We start from the raw sequence: 17,122 nt of genomic DNA on the forward strand, positions 1-17,122 counted from the left end.
ACATAGACAGTAGAACGCCTCAGGCCAATCATGCAAGTCAGTGGTAAACGGACACAGACCTCCTATAAAAACAACTGAGGGTCGTCAACCGACTATGAACATTCTTTACGATGAACGCGTCGACGGCGTCCTGCCTGACGTCGACAAAACTGCCCTGCTGCAAGCCCTGCAAACGCAGTGGCCGGATCTGGAAGTCCTGCATCAACAGGAAGAGCTCAAGCCGTACGAATGCGACGGACTTTCTGCTTACCGCACCACGCCCATGCTGGTGGTGCTGCCGCGCCACATTGACGAAGTGCAAGGCGTGCTCCGACTCTGCCATGAGCGGCAGGTCGCGGTGGTCGCCCGCGGTGCCGGCACCGGTTTGTCGGGCGGTGCATTGCCGCTGGAAAAAGGCGTGCTGCTGGTGATGGTGCGTTTCAACAATATTCTGCACATCGACCCCGCCGCCCGCACGGCTCGGGTTCAGCCGGGGGTGCGCAACCTGGCGATTTCCCAGGCTGCAGCGCCGTTTGGCTTGTACTACGCGCCGGACCCTTCCTCGCAGATCGCTTGTTCAATCGGCGGTAATGTGGCGGAAAACGCCGGTGGCGTGCATTGCCTGAAGTACGGGCTGACCGTGCACAACCTGCTCAAGGTCGACATCCTCACCGTCGACGGCGAACAGCTGACCCTGGGTTCCCAGGCGCTCGATTCTCCGGGCTTCGATCTGCTGGCGTTGTTCACCGGTTCCGAAGGCATGCTCGGTGTCATCACCGAGGTCACGGTCAAACTGCTGCCCAAACCCCAGACCGCCAAAGTGCTGCTGGCGGCGTTCGATTCCGTCGAGAAAGCCGGCCGTGCGGTGGGTGACATTATTGCCGCCGGCATCATCCCCGGTGGCCTGGAAATGATGGATAACCTGGCCATTCGCGCCGCCGAAGACTTTATCCACGCCGGCTATCCGGTCGACGCCGAAGCCATTCTACTGTGCGAGCTCGATGGCGTTGAAGCCGACGTTCATGATGACTGCGACCGCGTGCGCCAGGTGCTGGAACAGGCCGGCGCCACCGAAGTGCGCCAGGCTAAAGATGAAGCAGAACGCGTGCGCTTCTGGGCCGGGCGCAAGAATGCCTTTCCGGCGGTGGGCCGTCTCTCACCGGATTATTACTGCATGGACGGGACGATTCCTCGCCGCGAGTTGCCCGGTGTGCTGCAGGCGATTGCCGCGTTGTCGGCCGAGTACGGCCTGCGGGTGGCCAACGTTTTTCACGCCGGTGACGGCAACATGCACCCGCTGATTCTGTTCGATGCCAACCAACCGGGAGAGCTCGATCGCGCCGAAACCCTGGGCGGCAAGATCCTCGAATTGTGCGTGAAGGTCGGTGGCAGCATTACCGGTGAGCACGGCGTGGGCCGGGAGAAAATCAATCAGATGTGCGCGCAGTTCAATAGCGATGAATTGACCGTGTTCCATGCCGTCAAAGCCGCCTTCGATCCGAGTGGCTTGCTCAACCCCGGCAAGAACATTCCGACGCTGCACCGCTGCGCCGAGTTCGGCGCCATGCACGTTCACATGGGTCAGCTGCCCTTCCCTGAACTGGAGCGTTTCTGATGCGCAGCGAACACGATATCGACGACAGCGCCTCGCTGCTGGAACAGGTTAACCAGGCGCTGCAAAACGCTACGCCGTTGCGCATTCAAGGCTCCAACAGCAAGGCGTTTCTTGGGCGCATCGTGGCGGGCGAAGTACTCGACACGCGCAGCCACCGAGGCATCGTCAGCTACGACCCGACCGAACTGGTGATCACCGCTCGCTGCGGCACCCCGTTGGCAGAACTGGCTGAAGTGTTGGACGCAGCGCAGCAGATGTTGCCCTGCGAACCGCCCTCCTTCGGCGACGGCGCCACCGTCGGCGGCATGATCGCCAGCGGGTTGTCGGGGCCACGGCGTCCTTGGTCGGGCTCCGTTCGGGACTTCGTCCTTGGCACCCGCGTCATCACCGGTCATGGCAAGCATTTGCGCTTTGGTGGCGAAGTCATGAAAAACGTCGCCGGTTACGACCTGTCGCGCTTGATGGCCGGCAGCTACGGCTCGTTGGGTGTGGTGACCGAAGTCTCGCTCAAGGTCCTGCCCAAGCCGCGTCAAGCTTTAAGTATCAGCCTGGAAATGGAAAGTGATCGCGCCTTGCTGCGCCTCGCCGAATGGGGGCAACAACCGCTGCCGATCAGCGCCGCGTGCCACGATGGGCAGCGCCTGCACCTGCGGCTTGAGGGGGGCGAAGGCTCGGTGGCAGCGGCTCATGACCGACTCGGCGGCGAGTTGCTCGACGCTTCCTATTGGGAGGATCTCAACGAACATCGATTGAGCTTCTTCGATGAGGACCAGGCACTTTGGCGCCTGTCCGTCCCTCACAACACGCCTCGGCTTTCCCTGCCTGGCCGTCAGCTGCTCGATTGGGGCGGTGCACAGCGCTGGCTCAAGTCTGACGCGGAGGCAGCGTTCATTCGCTCGATCGTCGAAGAAGTTGGCGGGCATGTGACCTGCTATACCCATGGCCTGATCGACAGCCCGTTTCAACCGTTGCCTGCCGCATTGATGCGCTACCACCGGAACTTGAAGCAACAACTCGATCCCCGGGGCATCTTCAACCCCGGGCGCCTGTACGCGGAGCTTTGACCCATGCAGACCACCTTGAGCGAACAAGCCCGTCAGCTGCCCCGCGCCGAAGAAGCCGAAAGCATTTTGCGCACCTGCGTGCACTGCGGTTTCTGCAATGCCACCTGCCCGACCTATCAATTGCTGGGCGATGAGCTAGATGGACCGCGGGGCCGCATCTACCTGATCAAGCAGGTTCTGGAAGGCAACGAAGTCACGCAAAAGACCCAACAACACCTGGATCGCTGCCTGTCGTGCCGTAACTGCGAAACCACCTGCCCTTCCGGCGTTGACTACCACAACTTGCTGGACATCGGCCGAGCAGTGGTCGATGCGGCGGTGCCGCGCCCACTCGGTCAGCGCTTGTTGCGCGAAGGGCTGCGCAGCGTCGTGCCCAATCCTGCGCTGTTCAAAGGGCTGGTCAGCAGCGGACAGATGTTCCGGGCATTGTTGCCCAACACCTTGCAGATAAAGTTGCCTCGCCGCGTCTATCCGGCCAAGCCGCGCCCAGTCACTCGCCACACCCGGCAGGTGCTGATGCTTGAAGGCTGCGTGCAACCGAGTCTGTCACCCAATACCAACGCGGCCGCCGCCCGAGTGCTGGATCGACTGGGGATCAGCGTCACACCGACCCGCGAGGCGGGCTGTTGCGGCGCTGTGGATTATCACCTCGACGCTCAGGCGGCCGGCCTGGACCGCGCCCGCCGCAATATCGATGCGTGGTGGCCGAGCATTGAAAACGGTGCCGAGGCGATTGTGCAAACCGCCAGCGGTTGCGGCGCATTCATCAAAGATTATGGCCACCTGCTCAGCAGCGACCCGGCCTATGCCGAGAAGGCGAAAAAGGTCAGCGCGCTGGCCAAGGATCTGGTCGAAGTGCTGCGCGACGAGCCGCTGGAAAAGCTCGGTATCCACAGCGCCAAACGCCTGGCCTTCCATTGCCCCTGCACCTTGCAGCACGCGCAGAAACTGGGCGGTGCGGTTGAAGCTATTCTGACCAGTCTGGGCTTCAATCTCACGCCTGTTGCCGACAGTCACCTGTGCTGCGGCTCGGCAGGCACTTATTCGCTGACCCAACCGGAACTGTCCCGGCAATTGCGCGACAACAAGCTCAATGCGCTGGAAAGCGGACATCCCGAAGTCATTGTCACGGCCAATATCGGCTGTCAGTCCCACCTCGACGGTGCGGGCCGAACCCCTGTCAGGCACTGGATCGAACTGGTCGAAGCCGCCTTGCCCTAACCGAGTACTGGAGAATCCCCATGAAAAGCAAAGCCGTACTGAGCCAGACCGAAGTCAGCCAAATCCTCGCGGCGGCACGCACCGAAGCGCAGAACAACCAATGGGCCGTGACCATCGTGATTGTCGATGACGGCGGCCATCCCCTGGCTCTCGAACGCCTCGACGGTTGCGCTCCGATTGGCGCCTACATCGCCACCGAAAAGGCCCGCACTTCGGCCCTGGGCCGGCGCGAATCCAAAGGCTATGAAGAGATGGTCAATGGCGGGCGCCACGCCTTTTTGTCCGCGCCATTACTGACGTCCCTTGAGGGCGGCGTGCCGATCATCGTCGACGGCCAGGTGATCGGCGCGGTTGGGGTGTCCGGTGTCAAAGCCGAGCAGGACGCACAAGTGGCCAAGGCCGGCGCGCAATGCCTGAACTGAATTGAGCCGGGCGCGATTTAGCGCTCGATAACACTGTGTGATGGAGATGCAAAAAGTGACCGATTTCGTGAACTGCCAAGGCCTCACGGTCGCGCCTGTCTTGCAACGTTTCGTTGATCTGGACGTGCTGCCGGGAACCGGCCTGGACCCTCAAGCGTTCTGGAGTGGTTTCGCCGCATTGGTGCATGAACTGGCACCTATCAACCGCGCGCTGCTGGCTGAGCGTGATCGCCTGCAAACCGAACTGGACACCTGGCACCGCGCCCACCCGGGACCGGTGACGGACATGCCGGCTTATCGCGACTTCCTGAGCGGTATTGGTTACCTGCAACCGCAACCCGCAGACGTCAAGGTCAGCACCACCAACGTCGATACGGAAATCAGTGTGCAGGCCGGACCGCAACTGGTTGTCCCGGCGGTCAACGCACGTTATGCGCTGAATGCCGCCAATGCGCGCTGGGGATCGCTGTACGACGCGCTCTACGGCACCGATGTGATTTCCAATGACGGCGGTGCCGAACCGGGCCGGACTTACAACCCCGTGCGCGGGGCGAAAGTCATCGCGTTTGCCCGTGGTTTCCTGGATCAGGCATTCCCCTTGAGCAGCGGTTCCCATGCCGAGGTGGCGCGTTACCGGATCGACAACGGCACACTGGAAGCCACTTTGAATGACGGCAGCCAAACCGGTTTATCAAACGCTGCGCAGTACATTGGCTATCAGGGTTCACTCGCTGATCCCACGGCCATTCTGCTGAAAAACAACGATCTGCACGTCGAAATTCAGATCGATCGGCAGAGCGTCATCGGCCAGGCTGACGCCGCTGGGGTCAAGGATCTGCTGATTGAAGCAGCACTCTCGACCATCATTGATTGTGAAGACTCGGTCGCTGCGGTCGACGCCAATGACAAGGTGCAGGTGTACCGCAACTGGCTGGGTTTGATGAAGGGCGACCTGAAAGAGGACCTGGAGAAAAACGGTAAAACCATCACTCGGCGGCTGAACCCGGACCGCAAGTACACTGCGGCCGATGGCAGCTCACTGTCGCTGCACGGGCGGTCGTTGCTGTTCATCCGTAACGTCGGACACCTGATGACCAGCCCGGCGGTTCTCGACAAGGGCGGACTGGAAATCCCGGAAGGCATTCTCGACGGCGTCATCACCAGCCTGATTGCCTTGCATGACCTGCGACGCCGCGTTAACTCCCGCACCGGCAGCGTCTACATCGTCAAACCGAAAATGCACGGCCCCGCCGAAGTGGCCTTCGCCGAGCAATTGTTCAGCCGCATCGAAGACCTGCTCCAGCTCGAACGTCATACCCTGAAAATGGGCATCATGGACGAGGAGCGACGCACCAGCGTCAACCTCAAGGCCTGTATCGCGGCAGCTTCCTCACGGGTCGCGTTCATCAACACCGGTTTTCTGGATCGCACCGGCGACGAGATGCACACCGCCATGGAAGCGGGCGCGATGCTGCGCAAGGGTGACATGAAAAACACCTCGTGGATCGAGGCCTACGAGCGCAACAACGTGCTCGTCGGTCTGGACTGTGGATTGCGTGGGCGAGCGCAGATTGGCAAAGGCATGTGGGCCATGCCGGACCGGATGGCCGATATGCTCAAACAGAAAGTCGCCCACCCGAAAGCGGGCGCGAATACCGCATGGGTGCCCTCGCCGACCGCCGCCACCTTGCACGCGCTGCATTACCATCAGGTCAACGTGCGCTCAGTGCAGGAGTCCCTTGAAACAACAGACTTCGGTGGCGCCAGCCCGGCACTTCTGGACGGTTTGCTCAGCGTGCCGGTCGTCACCGCCCCGTCCTGGTCGGCCGATGAGATTCGTCAGGAAGTCGAAAACAATGCACAAGGCTTGCTGGGGTATGTGGTGCGTTGGGTCGAACAAGGCATCGGCTGCTCGAAGGTGCCCGACATCCATAACGTGGGCTTGATGGAAGATCGCGCGACCTTGCGCATATCCAGCCAGCACATGGCCAACTGGCTGCGACACGGGGTGATCACCCAGGATCAGGTCGTCGAAATTTTGCAGCGCATGGCGCGGGTCGTGGATGAGCAGAACGCCGGTGATCCGATCTACACGCCTATGGCACCGGACTTCGAGCAGTCGGTTGCGTTTCAAGCGGCCTGCGCACTGGTGTTCGAGGGATGCGCACAACCCAATGGCTACACCGAACCGCTGTTGCATAAATTCCGGCGCGTGTGTAAGCAGTCGAGGGCGTAAACCTAGGGAACAAAAGAGACTGAACAGACTGGGTGAAAACCTGGAACCTGCTTGGTAACTTCGAGCACTGAAACAGTCGGGCCGTGTGGCAAACGGCCCGACGTTCGTTTTCGATCACTGCCCTTCAGCAAGCTTCGTCTTCGGTGTCTGCAGAGCGCGCCAGGCAATCAATATCGCCATGAGTGCCAAGCCGAACGTCACCCACGAAGCCAGATTAATTCCACCCTCGAATGCACTTCCCGCCTGCGTCATCAGCTCTCTTGCCTGATCTCCTGACAACTGCACCGCTACATGATTAGCACCCGATAGCGTCTCACTCGCCAGCATCGTCTGAACCTCGCTCAAAAAGCCCGGAAGCTGCAATGCACCGCGATAGTAGGCTGTGACAAGACCACCAAGCACCGTCGTCCCCAAAACAACACCCACTTCATAGGCCGTTTCACTAATGGCGGACGCCGCACCCGCCCTTTCCGGCGGTGCTGCCGATAAAATCACATCGTTGGATACCGTCGCAATCGCGCCCACGCCGATGTTCAGCAAGGCAAAAGCCACCACCAGAACGGTCAGGCTGCTGCCGATGCTGGCGACCAACAAAAACGCCGCCCCAGCAAACGCCATCAGAATCGGTACCAGCACATGCACCGGTACTCGCCGCGCTACAGGCACGACTGCCATTCCCACTACGATCGCCATGATCTGACCAGGTACTAACGCAAAGCTGGCATTCAACGGGGACATCTGAAGGACGATCTGTAAGAACTGAGTGGTGAAGAACACAAAGCCGACGAGGAACGCGAGGCTCATCAAATTGATTAGTACGGAGCCGCTAAAGGCGCCACTTCGGAACAGACTCAGGTCCATCAGCGGCACAGGCAGACGTAACTGCCGATGCACAAACATCCACCCAGCAACTATGCCGATTACAAATGCTGTCAGCGCCATCCAGTCGAGACCATTACTGGCACTGTGTTTAATGCCGTAAACGATGGCACTGAGGGCAACCATCGATTGCAGGATGCTCAGCGGATCCAATGGCCCTGAACAGTCTTTCTCGGACTCGGGCAACAACACTGGTCCCAATACCAACAACGGCACCAATACGGGTATTGCCAATAGGAAAATCGCCCCCCAGCTGAAAAACTCCAGCAAAACCCCACCGACCAAAGGACCGAGCGCTGATCCTACCGTCAGAGTTGTTGCCCAGATCGCGACAGCGACTCTGCGCTCCTCTCGATCCAGAAACACCGAACGTATCAATGCCAAAGTAGAGGGCATCAACATCGCACCGAAAACCCCCATGCAAGCTCGCCCGGCAATCAGTTGCATGGCCGTTTGGGAATAGGCGGTCAGCACCGACACAATGACAAAACCCAAAGAACCGGCCAGTAACAACTTTCGATGACCGATTCGATCGCCCAGACTACCCATCGACACCAGTAATCCCGCCAATACCAGTGAATAGGCATCGATCATCCATAACTGCTGACTAGCGCTCGGACTCAGGGCCTCGGCAATCTTTGGTAACGCAAATCCAAGCACCGTATTGTCTACGGTCACCAGTAGTACTGGCAGCATCAGCACGGTTAGGGCAGACCATCGTTTTGATTTTGCTCTGTGTTGCGCTATCTCACTTATTAACGGCATTAGCCAAGCTCCTTATCTCCCTCAAAGTATTCACGGGAGATTTCGCAATGCTCCCGTGAAACGAACCCAGCGCACTTCCATGGCGAGGACTCGGTCAGTTCAGTAATGAAAAAACATGCTGACAATCGACGGCCCCTGAGTTCAAACGACTACCCAAAGCATTTGAAACGTCCCGTAAGTCGCATCTGAACTCGTCAAAATCCTGATTAGAGACATTATTCATCAAGCGTTCCATTCCTTCCGCCAGCGCGGCGCGCTGGCGGTTGGCTTGGTCATTTTCTAGCTGTATGTCCCAGTAGACTTCAGGCGGATTGACCAGAACCCGGGCCAGCAACGCCATCATTGTCCGCATCGGTGGTGGCATCACTTCAAGAGCGCTTTCCAGATCAAGTGACGACTTTGCCAACGCTAAACCGAACCCGAGAATTGCGGCATGGGGCAGCGCCTGACATAGCGCCATGAGTTCATCATGGGCCACCGGCGTCATTCGCTTAATCTTCATCCCAGCCCCCATCAAGTGCTGTTCGATGAAAGTCGAAGGTGAGTCGCCATCTTCCAGACAAATTGCGACGGTGCGTCCCTGTACGGAGAGCTTGGGTGAAAACATCGGATTGACGCCGACGAAAGGCTGCTGGGACGAAGCATTCTTCAATGCTCTGTAAAAAGGCTCCTGAACAGAACAAGTCGGTATGAATACAACATCGTTCGAAACGGAGCCAACAACCCAAGGTATTGCCCGAATAGCCACGTTTTCGGGCAATGCAAAGACCACTGCCACCGCCCCTTGGAAGATGTGCCCGGTGTTGCTGAACGGACTTGTGACATCGACTTCATAGAAGCCACTTTCCTGTTCGGAAGGCCTGCGATCCACCACCCGGACATCGTATCCATATTGCATAAGAATGCGGCTGATCAATGAGCCAACCAAACCCGCTCCTCCCAACACAACAACCGTGTCGCTCATAATGATTCGCTCCCTGCGACAAAACTGTAATAAGGCACGCTAGCCTTGACCAACGTTTCTTCAAGCTCTTGCTGTGGATCAGAGTGCGCAACTATCGCGCCACCAATTCCAAATTTCGCCTCGTTACCTTGGAGTACTGCTGTTCGGATGACAATACTCAGCTCCGCTCCACCACTGAAAGATAACCAGCCTAATGCGCCTGAGTAGACACCACGGGCAGAGGACTCCAATACGTCAATAATTTCCATCGTGCGTTTCTTCGGAGCTCCCGTCATTGAGCCTCCCGGGAAACAAGCTCGAATAGCTTCGATTGTTGAAATATCCGAGCGAAGGTGGCCACGAACTGTTGAGACAAGTTGGTGGACCGAGGAAAAGCTTTCTACTGAGAAAATCTCAGGAACATGAACGCTCCCTGGACGGCACACTTGATTCAAATCATGGCGCACCAAATCTACAATCATTAGGTTCTCGGCCCTGTCCTTGGCCGAGCTACGTAGCTCATCCCGTAGTATTTGGTCCTCTGCGAATTGTTTACTACGCGGCCTGGTTCCCTTGATCGGTCTGGACTCGATCAATCCGCTGTCATCGATTCTGAGAAAGGTTTCGGGCGAAGCGCTTAATACTGAAAATCCTGCAAACGAGAGGTAGGCACCGTAGGGTACGGGGCTAGCCTCGCGCATTCGCCAATAAGCACTCAAAGGCGCACCGCTGTAAGCCATTTTTGCCCTATTGGTCAGGCAGATCTCGTATGACTCCCCATCGGTGATGTACTTGAGAAATTGATTGATCTTACTGATGTAATCATCTGGCCCGTCCTCAAGCGAGAGCTTCAGCTGATCTACGGCACCTGGAATAAACGAATTGCAATCACCAACTGACTCATCATTACGATGGAGAAAATCAGGTAAGGAAGGCCAATCCACAGCATCGTCAGTCGCAGTCATCAGGCATTCATAGACCTTGTCTTCATGATGATCAAAGACAAAGAAATGCGGCGCAAACATGAATGAAGCATCCGGATAAACCGAACGGTAAATTTTGCATCCACCCGCCAAAGCTTTCAATTCGTAACCGAGAAAGCCAACAAAACCGCCCTTGAAAACAAACGGCAAGTACTGAGGGGTCGCCACCTGCACAGCTTCGAAGATCTGTGCAATCAGTGTAAAAAAGTCTCCTTTGATACTTTTTTTACCTTTGGGGCCCTCAAGCTTCAGGCACTCATCGTTGACATCGTACTCAAGCCTTATCGCTCCTTGCGCCTCCCCACTACCCATGATCGAGTAGCGAGCATTAGGTCTTTCTGACTTCTCGCTGTCTAGCCAAAAAGCATAACGATCATCTGTATAGAGCGTTGAAAATACTGCTAGTGGATCCGTGCATTCGGAAAACTCGCGATAGGCAAGCTGCATATTCAGCATCCCCCCTACTGCGACGTATGCATCTTTTGATGACGTACATTCCGTGTCTGATTCTAAGTGAGCTCTAGCACTGACGTTATGTTCCAGCGCCATGCGTATGAAGTTGCTCAATAGCGCATGGCCATACTCTGAATCGATGGATTCGGGGTGGAACTGGACACCCCAAACCGGTCTAGTGATATGTTCGATTGCCATGACCACACCTTCAGACGTCCAAGCCGTACATTGGAGCTCTGCTGGGAGGCTGGTACACATCAACGAATGGTATCTGACCACTTCGAACTGCTCCGGTAAATCTCGAAAGAGCCCTTTACCGGAATGAGTAATCCGACTGCGGTAGCCATGCACAGGGCTGGGAGCGTACCCCACAGTCCCCCCAAGAAATTGAGCGATGCCTTGGTGTCCTAGACAAATACCAAGCAACGGGACAGGAGAACGGAGAATGACGTCACCGCACACACCAAAATCAGCCTCCTGACCGGGGTGCCCTGGACCGGGCGACAGCACTACAGCATCATATTTTTCGATGCCCAATTCATTGTACGAAAAGGTATTTTTGACTACATCCGCGCAAATACCTGTCACCTCATACAAATACTGAGCAATGTTCTGGGTGAAGGAATCAAAGTTATCAATCAGCAATATTTTCATGAAGGCCGCCCCTCAGCCAGACACCGATTAATCAGGACATCTTCCTGAATACACGTCTCTTCTATAATCAGTTTGAATATCGACTCGGTGTATTCTGCCCTCAATCCTACCGCCTCCGATCTAGTCTTAATCATATCGAGCACGTAGGAAATTCGTCCGGGTTGCATCATCGCAATGCCATGGACGGCTTTGAGCTCGGCAATGTCCATGCACACTTTCATTCGCTCAGAGAGCAGGTCGACAACTTGCAAATTTATCGAGTCAAGCCGCTCCCGCTGCGGCTGCAAAATGTTAGACGTGCCTGTCGGTGATAACTGTCCCTGTTGTTTCATCTTTTGCACCTCCGTTTGCCAATTTCTGGTAGAGAGTCGTCAGTCAGGCGTGATCCTGCTCATTGATAGCAGGCACCCATAACCCCTTGTTCGTCATAGCCCCTAGAGCAGCCCCCAATAACTTGATGTCTTTGCCACTGTGGTCTGCTGAAATTGCAAAACGCAGCATCGCTTTGCCTTTGGCAATGATTGGGTAAAACACAGGAAAGAGCAGCATGCCTTGGTCACGCAGGGTTCTCGCAGCCTGCAAGCCGGCCTCCTCTGTGTCAAAGAAGGCTCCTCTGACGGGTGACTGGATACCTGCGTTGAGCAACTGGTTGTCGGTGAGGGAATCTAAAAGGGCGACATTTTCCCAAAGTCGCCGTTGCAGCATATCGATCTCGTCACTGAGATGGATTTTCGCCGAGGCAACGTTAGCCGCCAGCATGGGCACCATAATGGAATGACCAAATATCAGCGGATTGGCCAGGGTTCGGATAACTTCAACATCCCGTGGATCTGAAACCACGACAAAACCACCCGCGCCACCAAATGCCTTGGAGAGAGACCCTGCCAGAATAATATTTGCAGGTAATGAGTGATCAACCGCTGAAAAGGCATATCCCGCACCATGACGTCCGACGATCGAAATACCATGAGCATCGTCTACGTATAGGTATCCCTGTGCCGACTCTAGCTGCCGAGAGAGCTCGGCGATGGGTACAAGACCACTCATCGAGCCAATTCCATCGATCAAGAGCACAGGAGTTTCACCTTTGTCGGTGCAGACTTTCAGCGCTGTGGTCATTGATTCTTGGCTGGTGGACTCAACTCTAGAAACAGGTCCGAACTGCTCCAAAATCCCCCTAAGTACCTGCATCGAAGCATGGGCGGTTTTATCCATCAGCCAGTGGATTCGTTTTTTGACTGGATACCCACTCAACGAACCACTCCCCAGCAACGGTAAAACACCTAAATGGACACTGCTGGTAGAGGTAAACACCGCAACGCCGCTACCTCCGTAAATCTGAGCAAGCAACTCTTCCAGTTGAGGGAGGTAACTTGGGCGCATCGCACTTCGAGAAGACGACAGGTGTAGTCCGGTAGTTTCCATAGCCTGGTGTGCGGCATAGATCAATGCAGAGTGGGTTTCCAAGCCCAAGTACGAACAGGAAACAAACTCTGTGAATGTGCCTCCGTTCTGCAAGGTAATGTGCTTACCCACACGACTCGCAACCGTAAAACCTGTCAGCCCTTCCTCGTAAGCCTTCGCCAGTGCACCAGTGGTGTTGCCGCGACGAATGCTCATCCAGTCTTGTCTAGTTTGCACATCCATAGCTAAAGTTCCTTTCTGAAAATCAATGAGATTTGCATCCGATGGTCATTACTGAGCTGCCCGAGGCGTCGGACGCTTCCTTATCGATTACAGTTTGTGTATTTGTCAGCTGACTCTGCTTGAACAGTTCACGCACCGCTCTGGCCTGTTCCTCGCCGTGCTCAATGACTAGCCAACCTTCACGACTAAGTAACTGGTTCGCGAGCGAGATGATTTGCCGTATCAGTTCAAGCCCATCGACCCCGGAATAGACCGACTCCCGTGGATGGTGATTGCTCCACTCAGGTAACAACTCTTGGGACTGTGGGACGTACGGAGGATTAGCGACAATCAAACCAACCTGATCTGTGAATCGCGTAAATGCCTGTTTGTCGCGAATGTCTGCCTGCAAGTGATTGACCTGCCCCCCCTTGCAGGCCAGTCGATCGATGTTGCGTTTGAGATACTGCATCGCTATCTCATCAAACTCCACACATGTCACTTTCAGATCCGGTCTGCGCCGTGCGATCGCCAAGCCAATCGCGCCGCTTCCGGCACACAAATCGAGAACAGTAGCTCCCGGTCGCAGCGCAGCACTGGTCTCCAGCCATTTGTGAATGATTTGGCTGTGAGGGCGGGGGATAAACACGCCGGTACCAACCACCAGCGGCATTTCGTCAAACTCCACCATGCCAACAATATGCCCGAGAGGAATTCGGTTACAGCGTTCTTTAACCGCTAACATAAATTCATCGAGCGCACGGCTTTTATCCACCCGTTCGATATAGCGATCTATAAGACAACTCAAGTCGGCTTCCAAGTCCCAGACCCCAGACGCTTGCAACATGGCCCGCGCTTGACTAATAGCAAGATACTCACGATCTGTAAGACTCATGACCACTCCTTGTAATACTGCGAAAGTCTTTTCAAAATTGACTCATACAGATAGGAGAATGCGACCAACTCCGGCGGAGGCGTAAATGACGGGTGCAAGTCATTTATAAGTTGTTCGTAGTTGCGCGAAAGTCCTTCATCCAGCAAAGGAAACCAGTAAGGTTTTATATCCCAACGATACTCATATCCTGTGGCAAACATCTGCTGTACCGTTTCCCTGACCGTATTCTCGCGGGCAAACCCAGATAACGGAGCACGCACAGGTTTGAAAGGGCTGAGATCTAGATCGGGAGTCTCTATATCGGTAAGGCAATCAGCTATATACCGCGCAAGCAATGGTGATTGGTGCAGGCCGTCTCGGTAGGTGCCTGTTGCAAGCCAAAGACCTTCAATGCCGCACTCGCCAATCAATGGGAAACCATCTGCCGGAATTGGTCTGTTGCCAACCTGTATGGAAATGATTTCAGCACCATGAAGGTCCAGATTCAACTGATCAACAGCACAGTCAAGCAAAAACTGAACATCCGATATGAGAGCCTGTTGTTTAGGCTGCTCGGAAATTATATTAGTAGCTCCCAAATACAGGACCCCGTCCCCACGAGGGACACAGTGCAAGCCGCACGCAAAAGCACGATTTGGCGTCCGTATGACAGAACTAGGCAACTCAACCCCTTCTGGCATTTTCACGAGAATTGAAACGCCATATCCACTGAACAACGGTGGAATTTTCTTTACGAGCTCGTCGAAATCACTAAGCAGGTCTAAAGATTGAACGCCTGCCGCAATCACAACCTTTTTAGCCCAAAGAACCTCTCCATTGCATAACTCAATGCCGGTGACTACTCCACCCTCACCCAACACGCGTTGGGCGTTCTCATTTTTCAGAGTGCCGCCCTCGGAGACAAATGCAGCATCCAGTTTCTCCAGCAAAAGATGAGAGTTCACGGAATGCTCGTTTGGTATGTACAGCCCACGCAAAGGGCGAACCAGATGGTTGGGCTTCAGCCACTCCATTTTGCGTGGATCAACAGTTTCGAACGGCTCACCATACTCACGAAGGGTTCTCTCGATGGTGTCGTAGTTAACGCTGTCCACCTCATCCATGCCGGCGGTGTTGAGCAGCACATGGGTCCCAATCGCTGTAAACAACGAGCTGGAATCACCTGAAGAAATTGCCAAACGCTCCGCCCAACTTGACCACAGGTGTTGAGCTTGTCGGTCCATGTCTAATTTCAATCGACCAAAATCACTTGCCAGCAGGCCGCTTGTTACCTCCCCGAAACATCCATTCATCGCTCCGGCAGCCCTTGACGCTGCATTTGTACGATCAGTCTCACCGACTCGACAGACATTTAAACCACGCGTGGACAACTCATACGCGATTGACCCACCAACTGCTCCTGCACCTACAACAATGACGTCGAACTCCATGTTTTGACCTCAGACGATTACCCGCAATGTAAGAAAAATCAACTTTTCTCGTTGGAAAACAGAACACTTCTATAATTTCGTTACATTACGATTCAACCGACTATTTGTTTCATATTGTATCTTCGAAATAATTCTACACACATTGCAGTGGAGCTAAAGCGCTGAAACTCCGCACTTAGATCACAGATTGCCCAGTCAACTTAAAAAATCAGTCTATAAAAACTTATTAAAAGTTACATAATTAGTAAAAACAATTACTCTAAAAATCGACCATCACAGATTGTGTGAAAACTTAGCTACCGCCTGATGATTCGAGCTTGGCCGTAAGTGAGCTTGTGGCGATCGACAGTAGTAAGTTCCGGGCAGCCGCGTCCTAACCCAAAAGCAAGCCCCCAAAACAATCTCGGGCGTTTGCTTGAGCCACCCTCTTCGCGTTTTCACCCCGTCTGCGAGGCCTCTTTTTTGTGAACAGCTACGCTCGACAGGTATCGCCCACCCTGTCCAACCGACAGAGCAATCGGCCCGCCCAAGAGGAAGCGCACAGATGACCCGTCTCACTGCGAAAGACTTTGCCCCGGAACTGCTCGAACTGTACGACTACTACGCCCACGGCAAGATCAACCGACGTGAGTTTCTGGATCGGGCGGCGTTGTTCACCTTGGGCGGTTTGGCCGCCAGCGCCCTCCTCGCCGCGCTGAGTCCGAATTATGCGCTCGCCGAGCAGGTTGAATTTACCGACCCGGACATTGTTGCCGAGTACATCACCTATCCATCCCCCAAGGGCAACGGGCAGGTTCGTGGCTATCTGGTGCGTCCGGCGAAAGCCACCGGCAAGGTGCCGGCGGTGGTGGTTGTGCATGAAAATCGCGGGCTCAACCCGTACATCGAAGACGTCGCGCGGCGTGTGGCCAAGGCAAGCTTCATCGCCCTCGCCCCTGATGGCCTGACGTCGGTGGGCGGCTATCCTGGCAACGATGAAAAAGGCCGGGAGCTGCAGGCGACCGTCGACCCTGAAAAGCTCATGAACGACTTTTTCGCCGCCATCGAGTGGTTGATGAAGCATGACGCAACCACTGGAAAAGTAGGGATCACCGGGTTCTGCTACGGCGGTGGCGTCGTCAATGCGGCGGCCGTGGCTTATCCAGAACTGGCGGCTGCCGTGTCTTTTTATGGCCGACAGCCAGAGACCAAGGATGTCGCCCGCATCAAGGCGCCGGTGATGCTGCACTACGGCGAACTGGATACGCGCATCAACGAAGGCTGGCCCGCCTATGAGAAGGCACTGAAAGCCGCGGGCAAGACCTATGAAGCGTACATCTACCCTGGGGCCAATCATGGTTTCCATAACGACTCCACGCCTCGATACGATGAGGCCGCGGCCAAGCTGGCCTGGGACCGGACGCTGGGGTGGTTTCGGCGGTACCTGGCTTAATGGTGAGGTTGCTCGCCTGTCGCTAAATAGAGTTGGCGGTACGCGCCCACCAGTTGATCAAGTGTGAACGCGCGATTTCTCCCACTGGGATTGGGCAGGATCCATACCGAGGCATTGCCGAAGGTCTTTGGCTGAAGCCCCCATGCAATGTCTCGTTGGCCGGATAGCGCGCAATACGCCGCTTTACCGAGAAACGCCACAAAGCGTGGCGCATGACGCACGATCTTTTGTTCAAAGTCTGCAGCGGCAGCGATGAATTCATGGGCAGCCAGCTGATCCGCTCGCGCCGTAGGCCGTTCCACCACGGCCGTTAATCCACACTGATACTGCAAGATTATCCGATCGTTTTCCGGGCGCACCTCCTCAGGCGTAAAGCCGGCGAGATGCAGCGTGCGCCAGAAGCGATTGCCCCGGCCCGCAAAATGATGGCCTTGGGCAGCGGCAGTTACGCCTGGGTTGATGCCACAAAAAATCACGGCTAGCTGTTCGGCAAGAATATCGTCGAGTCCTTCACTCACAGTGAAC

14 protein-coding genes are annotated in these 17,122 nt (G+C 55.6%); 6 read left to right on the top strand and 8 right to left on the bottom strand.

The features are described 5' to 3' along the window. The first annotated feature begins 94 nt into the window (after positions 1-94). From glcD to ACSQ87_RS19170, 5 genes are read left to right on the top strand one after another with little or no spacing between them, the layout of a single operon-like run. Complete coding sequence (glcD, locus tag ACSQ87_RS19150) at positions 95-1,594, top strand: glycolate oxidase subunit GlcD (protein ID WP_436274109.1); 1,500 nt, start codon at positions 95-97, stop codon at positions 1,592-1,594. After that, positions 1,594-2,658 (top strand): glycolate oxidase subunit GlcE, encoded by a 1,065-nt coding sequence (glcE, locus tag ACSQ87_RS19155; RefSeq protein ID WP_223431474.1) that lies wholly within the window; start codon positions 1,594-1,596, stop codon positions 2,656-2,658. The genes glcD and glcE overlap by 1 nt, the downstream gene beginning before the upstream one ends. A 3-nt stretch (positions 2,659-2,661) precedes the next feature. Continuing rightward, positions 2,662-3,879, top strand: coding sequence for a glycolate oxidase subunit GlcF (gene glcF / locus ACSQ87_RS19160; protein WP_223431473.1), 1,218 nt, complete (start codon positions 2,662-2,664; stop codon positions 3,877-3,879). Positions 3,880-3,899: 20 nt separating this feature from the next. After that, positions 3,900-4,301 carry a heme-binding protein gene (locus ACSQ87_RS19165; RefSeq protein WP_008157093.1) on the top strand — a complete coding sequence of 134 codons (402 nt, stop codon included), beginning with the start codon at positions 3,900-3,902 and terminating at the stop codon, positions 4,299-4,301. 55 nt (positions 4,302-4,356) lie between these two features. Continuing rightward, positions 4,357-6,537 carry a malate synthase G gene (locus ACSQ87_RS19170; RefSeq protein ID WP_436274110.1) on the top strand — a complete coding sequence of 727 codons (2,181 nt, stop codon included), beginning with the start codon at positions 4,357-4,359 and terminating at the stop codon, positions 6,535-6,537. 114 nt (positions 6,538-6,651) lie between these two features. On the opposite strand, the gene ACSQ87_RS19175 is transcribed toward ACSQ87_RS19170, so the two are convergent. The 7 genes from ACSQ87_RS19175 to ACSQ87_RS19205 all read right to left on the bottom strand — a co-directional run bounded on the left by ACSQ87_RS19175 (position 6,652) and on the right by ACSQ87_RS19205 (position 15,165). Next, complete coding sequence (locus ACSQ87_RS19175) at positions 6,652-8,181, bottom strand: MFS transporter (RefSeq protein ID WP_223431471.1); 1,530 nt, start codon at positions 8,179-8,181, stop codon at positions 6,652-6,654. A 94-nt stretch (positions 8,182-8,275) separates the two neighbouring features. Next, a complete protein-coding gene (locus ACSQ87_RS19180) occupies positions 8,276-9,145 on the bottom strand; it encodes a prephenate dehydrogenase dimerization domain-containing protein (protein ID WP_223431470.1) in 870 nt (289 codons plus the stop codon). Next, positions 9,142-11,214, bottom strand: coding sequence for an aminodeoxychorismate synthase component I (gene pabB, locus ACSQ87_RS19185; protein WP_436274111.1), 2,073 nt, complete (start codon positions 11,212-11,214; stop codon positions 9,142-9,144). The genes ACSQ87_RS19180 and pabB overlap by 4 nt, the downstream gene beginning before the upstream one ends. Beyond that, positions 11,211-11,546 carry a chorismate mutase gene (locus ACSQ87_RS19190; protein ID WP_223431468.1) on the bottom strand — a complete coding sequence of 112 codons (336 nt, stop codon included), beginning with the start codon at positions 11,544-11,546 and terminating at the stop codon, positions 11,211-11,213. The genes pabB and ACSQ87_RS19190 overlap by 4 nt, the downstream gene beginning before the upstream one ends. Before the next feature lie 43 nt (positions 11,547-11,589). Beyond that, complete coding sequence (locus ACSQ87_RS19195; protein ID WP_223431467.1) at positions 11,590-12,861, bottom strand: aminotransferase class I/II-fold pyridoxal phosphate-dependent enzyme; 1,272 nt, start codon at positions 12,859-12,861, stop codon at positions 11,590-11,592. Between the two features lie 22 nt (positions 12,862-12,883). After that, positions 12,884-13,735 (bottom strand): HemK/PrmC family methyltransferase, encoded by an 852-nt coding sequence (locus ACSQ87_RS19200; RefSeq protein WP_223431466.1) that lies wholly within the window; start codon positions 13,733-13,735, stop codon positions 12,884-12,886. Further along, positions 13,732-15,165 carry an NAD(P)/FAD-dependent oxidoreductase gene (locus ACSQ87_RS19205; RefSeq protein WP_436274112.1) on the bottom strand — a complete coding sequence of 478 codons (1,434 nt, stop codon included), beginning with the start codon at positions 15,163-15,165 and terminating at the stop codon, positions 13,732-13,734. Before ACSQ87_RS19205 ends, ACSQ87_RS19200 begins: the two co-directional genes overlap by 4 nt. Positions 15,166-15,709: 544 nt before the next feature. Between ACSQ87_RS19205 and yghX the strand changes: the two genes are divergently transcribed. Next, complete coding sequence (gene yghX, locus ACSQ87_RS19210; RefSeq protein ID WP_223431465.1) at positions 15,710-16,597, top strand: YghX family hydrolase; 888 nt, start codon at positions 15,710-15,712, stop codon at positions 16,595-16,597. Here yghX and mug read toward each other — a convergent pair. Continuing rightward, positions 16,594-17,115 (bottom strand): G/U mismatch-specific DNA glycosylase, encoded by a 522-nt coding sequence (mug, locus tag ACSQ87_RS19215; RefSeq protein WP_223431464.1) that lies wholly within the window; start codon positions 17,113-17,115, stop codon positions 16,594-16,596. The genes yghX and mug overlap by 4 nt on opposite strands. Between the last annotated feature and the right edge of the window lie 7 nt (positions 17,116-17,122).

Source organism: Pseudomonas sp. LjRoot277 (assembly GCF_964253845.1).
In the GTDB taxonomy this organism is placed as follows: domain Bacteria; phylum Pseudomonadota; class Gammaproteobacteria; order Pseudomonadales; family Pseudomonadaceae; genus Aquipseudomonas.